The following is a 12,637-nucleotide window of genomic DNA, read 5'->3' on the forward strand; positions in this document are numbered from 1 at the left end:
CCACTTTTGATCGCGGTCCGTTCCATTACCGCAGTTTGGTCCTGCCGCGCCTGCGGGCCTCTGTAACGGAACGAATTGTCCCCGCATTGACGGGAACGTATGTTGCAAACAGCGTGTTGGATGCGCTTAGGGTGTTTCCCATAGCGTGGGAAAGAGCCTCGGCTGTTCCGCCACCGACAATCGACTCAACTGCTCCCGAGCGCCGGAAGTCGTGGCCAAGAGTTCGCCTTTCTGCTGTTCCAAATTCAGCGGCGCGAACATCTCGGAAATCGTCACCTAACGTGTCTTTGCTATATGGCTGGCCCGAACGGTTCCGAAAAATCGGTGCATCACCGTGGATCTCTACGTCGAGGTGGGCCAAGTAAGCCTGAAGCACGAACGCTGACCGCCTGCTCAGGGCTCCTCCCACTGGCTTGCCGGTCTTGCCACGCTCGGTAAAGAATAGTTCTCCATGACCGGCCGTAGCGAGCTGAGAGGCTGTCAGCACACGAATGTCGCCGGGGTTAAGTTGTGTATCCCATGCGGCAGCGATGACTGCTGAGAGCCCAAAGTACCCCATCCGCCATGCCCTCTTCGCCAGCCGAACAGCCTCACCCTCCTGCCAGGTCTCCTCTCGGCCTTTTGCAGCGTCGTTGCGCACGCCCATGGATGGATCAGCGTCACGGACGCAGTAGCCCATAGCCGCCGCAACCTTCCATAGCGCACGCCATATCTTGATGACGCGATGAGCCTCTCGAAGGCTTACTTTGCGCTCGACCATGGACCGAAAGGCGCTGATAGTCACAAGCGTCACTCGGCTGGGGCGTACATCGCCGAAGGCAGGCTTGATTTGCTTCCATGCACGCCACCAGTCCTCGCGTGTTCTTGGAGCCTTTTTGGCCCATTCATCGGTTCCGCGGAAACCCTTGAATGCCTCGCCCAGGCTCCCGGACGGATACACCGTTAGTTCTTCTGCCCGCTCCGGCGAGAGGTTCTGTTCGCGACTGGCAGCTGGCGATGGGTGCTTGCCGGTCCGGGTATCATCCCAGCGCTGGTTCCACTCCTCAGCCGTTTTAAATGCCTCCGGGCCGTGCGCGCCGAGAGGAACCGACACAAAGCCATGCGCCTTCATAGTCGCGGTCGGTTCCCAAAACGCGCGATTATTCCGCTTTAGCTTGTAGTGCCGTGGCGTGCCGCGTCCCATGCTTCATCCCATCTCCATGATTCGTCGAAGCATTTCAGCCTCGTCCGTGATCGCTTCGCCGTCGTCTTGTTCCCCCATCAGCTTCGGGTTTCGCTTCGCGATGTAGCGATCGATGGCATCCAAATCGAAGTTGCCTGTAACAGGGTCGGGCAGCGGGAAGCCGTTTTTGAGTAGGTCTGCATAAATCTCTTTAAAGTGCATCTCGGTCACGCCGATCCGGTACGCGGCCTTTGCCGGCGGCACGCATCTGGGCTGGACGTGAAATCGGATGCCCATGGCTTCAAGTCGCCTTGGGGACGGTAGTTAAAGAAATCGCCTTCTCGACGTCGCGAAAGTGCAGGCTGGTATGCATTTGGGGACTTGCTCTTGTTTGGGTGGCAAGGACCCTCCTGCAGGAAAGGCTGTAGAAACATCGGGAAATTGGCTTCCTGACACAATTTTAGACTTGCGATTCTTGCCCTTGTGGATTTTTCACAAATTGAAGACAAGTCTTTGTTATAACATGGTCTTTTTCTGCTCGTTGGATTGGGAAAAGTATTTCCTTACCGTCTGTCGCTCAGAAGTGCGGCCAGCTCTTCCAGTTTCAAATGCCCGCATGGATGGACCCGTCCAGCTAGTGCTTGGACGGGATAGGGGGCTGCGATCGCTATGCTGAGCATGCATTGGAAACTGGAGCCATGAACTGGCCTTGACCCCAGATCAGGCCGCTCATCGCCTTCGGCGTAGACCAGCTCCGATGGAGCTGGTTGGGGGAAGGGTAGGCGGCCTGATCTGGCGTCAACCTCTGTGCTGGAATGCCTTTTTCTCACGGACGCGCGCGGGCGCCCCCTTTCTCTTTCTTCTCTTTTCTTTCTTATTGTCCCGGAGAAGGCCGCTCTTGGCGGCCTCTTTGGCGTCTGGTTACCCCGACCAGAGGGAGTGGAGTAACCTGGCGCCAGCAGCCCGCGACATCGGAATGTCCCGGGCTGCTTTTCTTCTCTTTTAGTGAGAGCTGCGGCGTTGGATGTGGGGAGCAAACCTTGGCGCCTTGACCAGCAGCTGGAAGCCGATCCAGTGGAACAGCACCGACAACATTTGGGCGTGATTGCGGATGGTGGGCGTAACCCCCTCCGTAGTCGCGAGCAACGCATTGAGCTGGTCGCGGTGACCAGCGGTAAGCGCGGCACGAACCTGAGGCGACATCTTACAAACGGTCTCTATCAGCGGTGCCCAATCCTTTGCGTTGCGCACGGTCAGCACTGTTGCGGTTGCCTGAAGCATGGCCTCGAGGGCGAAAGGGCGTGCCGTTGGTTCGGTGCAGGACGCATAAGCTTCCGCCGCAAACAACCAAGCGAGAACCGCGCCCACGCCCTGAGTGATCGCGGTGTCGATATCGCGACCCTTGATCTGACGCGCGATCGTCGTCCATTCGGGCCGCATCCATTCGAGCTCCTTGCCCTCCGCAAGAGCCGAGCGCATGGACGCCCGCTGGGCGCCAAAGTGCTGGCCCACCTGGCTGGCCAAAGCTTGGCGATAACGCTTTTGGCCGTTCGCCTTGCGCGCTGCCGGATCCATGAGGATGGTCTCCTGGTCGACCACGTCGCGTTCCCAGACGTTGTGCAGCGGAAGGGGCGGGGCGAGCCTGGGCATGATGCTCAGTTCCCACAGCTGAATCCTGCTCTGCTCAACGCAGGCGGCGGCGACGTCGGCGTCGAGGGCAAAGATGCGGCCGCCCATGCCGAGATAAATGTCGCGGAAGGCCAACTGGCTCAGGCGGTCGAGATTGTCAGTATCCGTAATCCAGATGTGACGGATTTTGTTGGCCGCGTAAAAGGCGCCCCGCTCCAGAATGGTGGAGAGGGACGCGGCTGCCAGCTGCACGTCGACTGCCACTGCTTGGCCGTGGAGCACGAAGCTCACATCGGGCTGGCGCCAGGAGCCATCCAGCGCCCGGATCTGGCGCTCGATCTGGATATCCGTGACGTTGGGATCCTGCGACAAGCAGAAAGCCAGCATGTGCTTGAGGTTGAAATGGTCAGCCCCTTCGCCTAGCCCCGCGAACTTCACCGCACCGATGTCGCGCAGATTTGCGGCGGTGCGCTGAGGGCAGGGAGGAGCGTCCGCGTTGGAATAATGCTTGAAGTGTGCGCCGCGGCCATCACGCGGAGTATCGGGAGATGCCGGATTCTGGGCCACGAAGAGGGGCTCGTTGCAGCCCGGGCACCGAAAGCGCGGATGACCGGCCACATAAGCTGTGCGCACATCGGCACGCAGGTCGCTCAGACCAACCTCAGTCAGAGGGTGAAGGATGTTTCGGGCCAGACGGACCTGCTGGCCCTGAGGCATGGTGGTGTCGATGACGGCTTCGAAGGCGCGGCTTTTCAGAGTCTTATTCATAACTTCGGTCCTTTTTTGCGTTTTTGAGAAAAATGGTCAGTTCAAAAGGGGGCGCGACGCAGCAGCAGAGGCTGCGTCGAGCAGTTTGTGGAGGGTGCGCAGGCTGGTGATTTTGCCCAAGCGGACGGCTTTGATAATGGGGGCGACCAGTTCGGGCGCGAGCCCGCGCCGCTCGATTTCGCGCGTAGCGATATCGGCGATTTCCGCGGGCGTCGGCGGCGCCATGCGGATCACCTGGCACCGGTCGAGCAAGGCTCGTGACAACCGCGTCGCATCGTTGACCAGGATGATCCAGTTGGTGAAACTGAGGTCCACGGTCAGCTGCAGATAGTTGTCCATATGCGCAGCTGCGCTGCGCTTCTCGAGCAGGCCCACCAGCGACTCGGACGGCTGGGGTGAGCTGTGGCGGCTCATATCGCGAAGCTTGTCGAGTTCGTCGAGCACCACGATGACATTGGCTGAGGCAGAATTTGCCAAGGCGTGCATGATCTCGCTGTGCCGCGAGTTGCTCCACGTGCCGTCCTGCGAGATGATCGGGCTCAGATTGGTCATCGCCGCGCAGTCCAGGTAGACCATCGTCAGGCCGCTGGCCTTCGCCAGAAGGTGCACGAGCCGCGTCTTGCCGGCGCCTGGGCTGCTTTCAATTACTAGAGGCCGGATCTGAAACCACCGTGCTCCGCGCGTAATGTGCACCTGCGCCGACTGCCGAATGGCTTCGATCGCCAAAGCAAAATTGGGCGCTTGGTCGAACACCTTGGCTGCAAACTCGTCCACCTCGTCTGACGTCCTGGGACCAGTCAGGTCCTTGACCTCGCCTAGTCCCTGAACCAACTGCCGCACGGCAAAGCGATCGCGGCGATCGTCAGCGCCGCGGCGCAAATTGAGGTCATCAGATGAGACCTGTGAGGCAATGCGAACGAAGGGCCGGTCGTGGTCCTTAAGCGAGAGCAAGCGCGGCTTCCCCACGATCGCGCGGTCCTCGGCTTCAAAAGCGAAGTCGCTCCGCAAAAGCTTGAGCAGTGCTTCGTCGTCATCATCGCCAATTTCCGGGCCGGGCCCGGACGTCATTTTCCAGTTTTTCATGATTATCGATATTTCTGCGGACGCGCAGATCCGTGGCACAAGCAGGTGTGCAGATCAGCGCGATGGATCGGATCCGACAGCGCAGGGGCTCAGTCTCGCGCAGTCAGCGCGAGGTCAGAGACAAACTGGCAATCAGGATGAGGGCAGGGGCCTAAACGGCGTGCGTTACCAGGCAGGCGTCGCGCAACGCGGCGACGCAGAACCATCCGATGCTCCCAAAGGGCGCAGAAATGTGGAGGAAATTGTTGCGACGAATCCATTCGCGGCAATAGAAGTGATTAGCCATCGCGGCTGCTCCTGTTCATGCAGGATGAGGCTGCCTGGTCAGGTCGTCAGAGTTGTTACTAGCAACGCTGACGGCCGCTTTTTTGGACAACCGGGAATCCGGGTAGAATCCTCATTTCAGGATGCACAAGTCTACGGTGCTCGTCATTACCGTTTGTTAAGAATGGTTAACGACGGGTGGGTCGGGCGTCAAAAAAACTTCGAAGGATTTCGAATTGAGTGATGAGGAAGCGCTGAGAATCCTTGTGGCGCTTGGAGATTCCAAACGATTCGACATTTTTCGAAAGGTCGGCGAGGCGCCGGGGTTGTCCTCATCAGACTTGAATTTTGGCAGTTCTGCGTCCACGACTTCTCACCATATCAAGCTTTTGGTTGAGGCGAGCCTGCTTGAGTCCATCAAGGACGGAAGGCACGTTCGATACAATCTGCATCGCGGTACACTCGTAAGGTTCGCACGCTGGGCAGCCGACCAAGCCGAGCAGGCGACCCTCAATGATCTGAGACAAAACCTGTCCGATAACCCCATATAGTCTGCGGACCTGGTAGGTTGTCTCTGATTAAAAAAGGCCGGTAGGGGGATGGTAACCATCTGGTTGCTTTCGGCATCAGGACGCGGACACTGGACGTTCGACAACGATGAAACCGGTCGTATCCCCATTAACGGATTGTAAATCCGCGTACTCCGGTTCAATTCCGGACGAGGCATTCAGCAAACTACTTAAAGATATCAGATCTTTAACTTGGGGCATGGCGCTCCAAGCTGTTCTTCTGTGTCGCGTTCATGTTGCGCACAAGTCCCAGCATTTCCGGGCTATTCTCGACACCCTCGGCGAATCCGTGCGACATGGAATGCAACATGGGAGGGGAATATGAAGGGCAGCAGTCTTTTTGCCGTCGCGGTAATGCGGACTATGTCAGTTTCGTCCGCCTCAGCTCAACAGGGCGAGTGCAACATCAAGGGCAATGTCAGCACTCAGGGCGAGCGCATTTATCATGTGCCGGGGCAGAGGTAATACAACGAGACCCACATCAGTGCATCGCATGGTGAGCGATGGTTTTGCTCAGAGGAATAAGCCCGCGCTGCCGGCTGGCGTCGGTCCCGAGTGTGATGCGACAGCGGGTGCAGACCCGGATGACTGCATAGCGTGATGCTTCATGACGTTGGTTTGAGAGGACGAGCATGAGCTACCAGTATGACACTGCTGTGGTGTGCAAGAATGGACACGTGGTGTCAGGCAATGAAACCAACGGAAAGGCCGCGCTATATTGCGAACAGTGCGGCGAGGCTACGGTCACGCGATGTGACACCTGCAACTCGCCGATAAGGGGCAACTCAACCTATTCGGGACATTTCATCTCGATGGGGACGCTTGCTGCCTTCTGTTACCAATGCGGTAAGCCGTACGAATGGACATTGCGCCAGATACAGGCTGCTAAAGACCTTGCCGACGAAGTCGAAGGCCTGGACGGCGCCGAACTCTCAAAGGCCAAGGACAGCTTCATCGTCCTCGTGTCCGATACCCCACAGACGCCCGTCGCCGCCGCTCGCGTTACCAAGCTGCTGCAGAAGGCCGGTCCGGTGATCGGTGGCGGCATCCGCGACATCGTCGTATCAATCGCCACGGACGCTGCGAAGAAGATGATGGGCCTTTAGCCTGCTGGTCGACACCGCCTCAGCGGTCCGGAGCGCATTAGACAAAGTGAGAGGTCGAGAAGCGATGGACTACGATGCAACCGCTAGAGCTGGCCTCGAGCGTGGGGCTCGCCTCACGGTCTTTCAGCGTCGCGGAGTGGACACGTTTGTTCAACTCGAAGCCGGCGACCATCTGCTTTTTGACGAAGTGTTAAAGATAAGTCAGATCGTGCAAGTGAACCGGGTCGACCAAGGCTCGCTTGAGCTGCTTGTGGGACGAACTTTACGGAGGTTGCAACCTGCCGATTGTTCTGAGGTGCCTGCGGAGAGTCGGCAGTCTGGCCGCCGCGTGCAGAACTGCATTGTCGGACCAAACTGAGCCGATAACGCAAAACCTGCGATAACAGGACTTAACGCAAATCTCGCCCATCCCTTCGCGCTAGCCGGCCGAAGCGTATTCGCGGCCGCTCATACGCGGCACGCATGCGCAAAGGCATGCCCGCCTCGATGTTTACATTAGTATCTGTCCAACAATAGAAATTTTGCCTGCCCGATGCTACCAAAGAACAGGGGGCGTCAGATGAACAAGCAAGTTACTGATTCTTTGAGACTTACTGCAGCCAACCTCGGTCCGGTTGCCAGTCTTGACGCTACGCTCAGCAAAAATGCTCAGAACTTGATTTATGCCCGAAACGGGACGGGCAAGTCATTCTTGACACGTGCCCTTCGTTACCTGGATTTGCAGGCTCAAGGCCAAGATGTTTCTGACGCTGCATTCAGCCTGGTGTCTGAAGAGTCGGCCGACAGTCGCGGCAGCTTCGCGCTCGCCCAAGGCAGCACACCATTGGGGTCCCTGGACCTGCATTTTACCGGCAATACCGTATCTGCAAACTCGCACGACCGCGTGTTTCATGTCTTTTCCGATGATTTTGTCCAAACCGACCTGCGCCAGCGCAACTTCGACATGGACGGAAATTTCGACGGCGAAATCCAGCTTGATCAAATCAACATCGACACGACGGATGCGGAAAAACGTCTGGCAGACGCCGCAGGAGAGGCACACAAAAAACGCGCAAACTTGGCAGTCCGGCTTGAGTCTGGAAAAACGGACGAATTGGTGGGGAAGGCGTCGGTAAGACGGCAATTGGCGGAATTCGGGGCGCTAAAAATCGATAGCGTCCTTTCCGCAAGCCAACAGCCGGAGCTCCCGGAGCGAACCTTCAAGGTCGTCGTGAGCGATTTGGACGCGCTGAAGTCGGTACCGGCCGATCCCGACTATCCCGCGCCGGTCAGATCCTTGGAGCTGTCAAAAGAACGCCTACATCAGATCGACAGGACTCTAGGCAATATTACTTCTCCCTCGAGCGTGTCCGCCGACATCAAACAGCTGATGAATACAAACCCAGGTTTCTTTGAAGATGGTCTGCATATGCTGGGGGAAGGTGGCGACCAAAGTTGCCCGTTTTGCAATCAGTCGGTCGCACATCCTCCTGCCAGAGACCGGATTGAGCTTTATCTGGCCTATTTCGCTGATGCAGAAGGCAAACATAAAAAGGAGCTGCGTGGCGCATGGTCGGACATCAAGAACTATCGCGGCGAGGCAGCTGAGCGCGTTACAGCGATAGCTCGCGAGGCGCTCAAATATGAGGCTTTGCGCAAACTCGTGCCCTCGCTGAGACACGCGGTGCTGCCAGATTTTTCAAGAGCTGCAGACGAAATTGATGCTGCTTTTCAAGCCTATCTGGAGGCCATCCGTATCAAGGGTGAAACGCCAAGCAGCATTGTTGACATACCCGACTCAAGCTTCGATCCACTGCTGTCAGAACTCAATCAGTGCATTGATCAGCTCAACGAAAAATTCGTGGAATTGACCACCGCGATCAAGACTTCCGACAATGAGAGGAAACGGCTGCAACGAGAAGCTTGCGCGGCATTCGAGATCGAGTTCGTGCATTCGCACTGGGCAGAGATTGATGCGATCTACAAGCACTATCAAGAAGCCGCTGCAGCACAAACCGATCTGGATGCGCTAAAAAAATCCCAGCTATCTGCAAATGCTAAGGAGCGTGTTGCCAAAACCTTCGAGGTATTGATAGGTACATTTTTTGGTCAAAAGTACAGTTTTGACCATACGGACTTCGTGCTCAAACGGGACAACAAAAAAATGGCGCGCGGCGCCAGCCGTACCCTGAGCGAGGGTGAAAAGACGGCTATTGCATTCTGCTATTTCATAGCGTGCGCACACAAGAAAGTTAGAACCACTTCGGATTATTCCAAGCTGTTTTTCGTGTTCGATGATCCCATCACGTCAATGTCGTACGACTTTGTGTTTTCGATCGCGCAAACGCTCAAAAACATCAGTATCTCCGCAACAGGCGAAATCTCCATCAACCCCGCGGATATTGCGAAGAGTAAACGCCCTGACCTTCTGGTTTTCACGCACAGCAGTTACTTCTACAATATCTGCGTCACGAACCGGGTAGTGAAGGACGGATCAGCCTTTTTTCTGCATGTCGCAGGGAAACAGCACAAGCTGTCGAAGCGAGCGCAATATGCGGCGCCGTTTGAACAGCATCTCAAGGAGGTGGTGGATGTTCACAATGGCCGTGATCCCGATCATACCACCGGTAATGCAGTACGGTGCATTCTCGAGGCGATTGGCCGGTTCTGCCATCCGGACAAGTCGTCCTTGTCAGATTTCATCACCTATCTTGCTGGCGAAGGCGGGTTTGAGATGAAAAGCGTGCTCATCAATAACCTGTCGCACGGCACCTACTATGATGAAACTCCGAGCCCGGATGAGTTGAAAGAGGCGTGCACGGAGGCAATCGCAGTCGTCGAACGATACGCCAGAGGACAGTTGGAAATGGTGCGCCAATTGTCGGATGCAGCGTAGCGACGGTCAGATTTGACTTCATCACACAGACGATAGCACTGCGTAGCCTGCTTCAATGTTAGCGCTGTCCCACTGCTGCCAACGTGCCGGGCATGGAAACCTGCGTCAACCATTCCCCCAGCTACCTCAGCCGGCAGGCTGCAGATGATGACAATTTTGCCTGCAGGCCCAGGCGCTGCCGGATGACGAGGCGCCCGCATGCGTGCATCTCATTCCTGCGGGCGAGCTGCGCACTCATGACAATCGCGGGCCCTTCAAAGTCAAGCCCGCCGCCAAGCTGATCCTTAATCCCATGACATCCGGCGATCGGCTGTCGATCGAAGAGAACCATGCCACGGACCGTGCCGGGCTCAATAGAATGCCGGCGCCGGCGCGTGGCTGGATCGTCGAACTGGCGCCGCGCAGCGTAGGGATATGGGGCAGGGTGGAGTTTACCGAGGAAGGCTGCCACCTCGTCGCCAGCAAGGCACATCAAGGCATTTTCCCGTTCAATCACCGGCGAAGCGACAATGTCGTCTTTGCCCTGCGCCGGCTTCGCTGGTCAACCGGCCCAATCTGCGCGGCCTTCACGCCTGCACCAGGAGAATGACATGGACCTGCTCGCCCAGCTCGCTAGCCGATCAGCCAAAAAGCGACCGCTCGATACACTCTGTGTATTGCAAGGCATCATCGACGCTGAAAAACCCCGGTTTAACTAAACCCGAAATTTAATCATGACGTCGACGTAAGGCGCTTAAGCGTTGGAGTGGCCAGTTAGGGCGAGAGATCTAGGTCCTCGCGCACCTGTTCCACCTTCGCCGCTTGTGCGGCATTGAGCTGCTCCCTAATGGTCTCAAGCTGGATGAGCATTTCACCTGCGCGCGCGCGTTCGGACGCGACAACGACTCGCTCTTTAGCCAACGCCTCTCGTTCACGCGTCAGCTTCGCGACCAGCTCAGCTAATTTGTCGTAGATTGGCCGAAGATATCTGAGCAGTGGTTTTAGACGAGCACCAAACTCGGCCGGGATCCCTGGCGCTGACCAGCGACCTTTGTCGATCGATAACTCGCCATCCGCGATCATCTGCACCCCCTCAAGGAGTGTCTCCTGCTGCCTTATCGCATCGGCGATCGTCTCCGATGCCTGATTCTCCGCATCCTCGCGAATGCGATCTACCGCAGCCATCTGTGCTTCGATTGAAGCTTCGGCCAGACGAAGCTTCGCCGTAGCTTCCTCGTGTTCCGCAGCGTGCTTAGCCAAACGTCCTTCGTAAAGTCGAAGGTTTTTTGCCTTCTGTTCGGTTAGTGTTTCCTGCTCCTTAAGCTTGAGGATACGCTCCTTGACCTTTTCGTGTTGGGCAAAAAGTGCCGCAACAGACGCCCGCAAAGTGTCGAGTTCCGCCTGTGCCTCATCACGGTCAGCATGCAATCCCTCAAGCTCCAATTCGCCTTCATCAAGCTCGGTCAGCAGGCTTCCGTGAAGCCTTTTCACCGAAAGATTAATCGTGTCGGAGGGGAGTGCGCCGGCGGCGATACGATCGAATTTGCGATTGCCGCGTTCGATCCGGGGTTCGAATTCAAAGATGATTTCGGCGACCAGATCCTGCAGTCGACCGTAATCCCTCCAAGTCATGGTTTTCGTCAGCGGATGGCCGTCAATGTCATAGGATGGCATCTGAAAATGTGCGTGGATGGCACTCTCATCCCGGTGAACTATGAGGCCCGTCAAAGTCGTGTTGCACCGGCTGCAGATGGCTTCGGCGATTGCCCTGAAAGCACGATTTTGGGTGTTTCTGTCGAGCGCTTCGAACCAGACCTGCGCCTCAGTTCCAAAGGCTATTAAGCCGGTTGTGGCGACTTTGCCGTCCTTTTTCGCACGCTTCTGAAGGTCGCGTTGAGCGCGGCGTGAGTTGCATATCTCCTTTAGTGTCGCGCCGCTGAGTGGCTCGATCAATACGTCATTGAGCTCCTTCCGCTTCGGATCGACATACTTGGGTTGGCGGCCGGCACGAACATCGTGTCGATTTTGCCCGTTTGCTTGTACGTGGTTGCAGTGCTTAAGACGGCCCAGGATCGCCTTCTTGTTAGCCTCAGAATTATCGGGAGCGACTTCGCGTTTTTTCGGTGTGGTTTTCATAATTGATCATCCGACAGGTGGATGAAAATGCGAAACAGCTGCCGGCACGGCATAACCTACTAGCCCCAACTACGTTTGGGGCTATACGGCGAAGGGGCTTCACCCCTTTCGAAACCCCACCGGCAGGCTCCGCCTATCCTGGACCTCACCATTCGAACCGCTGATTTGGGAGAGCGCCCCTCGCCTTCAGCAGGGCGCTAAACTCGCTTCGCTCGTCTCCCAAAAAGCGGGATGATACGACCGCCCCTCGCGCAAACGGGCAGGGCGGTAAAGCCTGCGGCTCGTATCGGATGTCCACCGCGGGCGGTGGACCAGATGCGATATCGTTGTCACCATCCTTCTGCGACTATCCGTCCGAACAAGCTCGGGCTCGCTGAGCTTCCAAAAGATCGCAAGCGATCTCTTGGAACCTTGAGCTCAGCTTGACCCCGACAAAATGACCATGGCCTTCGGCCTCACCCCCGCAGCCATGGCTGCTGGCTGGGGTGAGTTTTTGGCCAGTTTGTCAGGGTCAACCCGCGAGCATGTTCCTGTCGGTGGGTTGGGCTGATACGATCTTCTGCCATAGGAGGTGTCATCATGTTCCAGTACGACGATCTCGGCCCAATGATCTTTACCGCGCGTGAGGAGCTATACATGTCGCAAAGGCAACTCGCTGTCTTCGCAGAGACACCGTTGAGCCACATCGCTAGACTCGAAGCCGGTATCCCGACGCCCATCACCCTCGAACAGCTACTCCGCGTCTCGCATTGTGTTGGCCTCGACATGCCGGTCCAACATTTGCCTACGGCCCGTCCGACCTATGATCATCTTGTGGAGGAATCGCGGAACTATCACTGATCGGTGGCGACCTTGCAGCCAGATGAGCACCTTGCTGCGACCATCGTCCGGAGGCATTTCGGCTGGCAGCCCGTCAGCATGTCCCGTTTTACATCGGGCCTCGCCTTCTTCGTGTTCGACTTGGTCGGCGCTGACCTGAACCTCGTCGTGCGCCTCGAGCTGGCTATCCAAACTCCCAGTAGACATTGTCTAGCTGCGCAGTCACTTTCTCCGAAGTTGTTTTTCT

Annotated in this window: 10 protein-coding genes; 5 read left to right on the forward strand and 5 right to left on the reverse strand. The window is 56.9% G+C overall.

The features are described 5' to 3' along the window. Window positions 1-25: 25 nt before the first annotated feature. The 4 genes from JHL21_RS00310 to JHL21_RS00325 form a co-directional block, all read right to left on the reverse strand. Complete coding sequence (locus JHL21_RS00310) at window positions 26-1,183, reverse strand: hypothetical protein (protein WP_200211187.1); 1,158 nt, start codon at window positions 1,181-1,183, stop codon at window positions 26-28. A 3-nt stretch (window positions 1,184-1,186) separates the two neighbouring features. Next, window positions 1,187-1,459: a hypothetical protein gene (locus JHL21_RS00315; protein ID WP_200211192.1), complete on the reverse strand. Its 273-nt coding sequence runs from the start codon at window positions 1,457-1,459 to the stop codon at window positions 1,187-1,189. 705 nt (window positions 1,460-2,164) lie between these two features. Further along, on the reverse strand, window positions 2,165-3,559 hold the full coding sequence (locus tag JHL21_RS00320) for a DUF6035 family protein (RefSeq protein ID WP_200211193.1): 1,395 nt from the start codon (window positions 3,557-3,559) through the stop codon (window positions 2,165-2,167). 36 nt (window positions 3,560-3,595) lie between these two features. Continuing rightward, a complete protein-coding gene (locus tag JHL21_RS00325; protein WP_200211197.1) occupies window positions 3,596-4,627 on the reverse strand; it encodes an AAA family ATPase in 1,032 nt (343 codons plus the stop codon). 515 nt (window positions 4,628-5,142) lie between these two features. On the opposite strand from JHL21_RS00325, the gene JHL21_RS00330 reads away from it, so the two are divergent. The 4 genes from JHL21_RS00330 (at window position 5,143) to JHL21_RS00345 (ending at window position 10,045) form a co-directional block, all read left to right on the forward strand. Then, window positions 5,143-5,457 (forward strand): helix-turn-helix transcriptional regulator, encoded by a 315-nt coding sequence (locus JHL21_RS00330; RefSeq protein ID WP_200211199.1) that lies wholly within the window; start codon window positions 5,143-5,145, stop codon window positions 5,455-5,457. Between the two features lie 650 nt (window positions 5,458-6,107). Then, complete coding sequence (locus JHL21_RS00335) at window positions 6,108-6,581, forward strand: DUF2321 domain-containing protein (RefSeq protein WP_200211200.1); 474 nt, start codon at window positions 6,108-6,110, stop codon at window positions 6,579-6,581. Window positions 6,582-7,140: 559 nt separating this feature from the next. Further along, window positions 7,141-9,456 (forward strand): AAA family ATPase, encoded by a 2,316-nt coding sequence (locus JHL21_RS00340; protein ID WP_200211201.1) that lies wholly within the window; start codon window positions 7,141-7,143, stop codon window positions 9,454-9,456. Window positions 9,457-9,658: 202 nt separating this feature from the next. Next, on the forward strand, window positions 9,659-10,045 hold the full coding sequence (locus JHL21_RS00345; RefSeq protein ID WP_200211202.1) for a phage protease: 387 nt from the start codon (window positions 9,659-9,661) through the stop codon (window positions 10,043-10,045). A 164-nt stretch (window positions 10,046-10,209) separates the two neighbouring features. Here JHL21_RS00345 and JHL21_RS00350 read toward each other — a convergent pair whose 3' ends face one another. After that, window positions 10,210-11,571, reverse strand: coding sequence for a plasmid recombination protein (locus JHL21_RS00350; RefSeq protein WP_200211204.1), 1,362 nt, complete (start codon window positions 11,569-11,571; stop codon window positions 10,210-10,212). 579 nt (window positions 11,572-12,150) lie between these two features. Between JHL21_RS00350 and JHL21_RS00355 the strand changes: the two genes are divergently transcribed. Further along, entirely contained in the window at window positions 12,151-12,411 is a 261-nt protein-coding gene (locus JHL21_RS00355; RefSeq protein ID WP_200211206.1) for a helix-turn-helix transcriptional regulator, read from the forward strand. Window positions 12,412-12,637 lie beyond the last annotated feature (226 nt).

The organism is Devosia sp. WQ 349K1 (genome assembly GCF_016595685.1).
Lineage (GTDB): Bacteria > Pseudomonadota > Alphaproteobacteria > Rhizobiales > Devosiaceae > Devosia.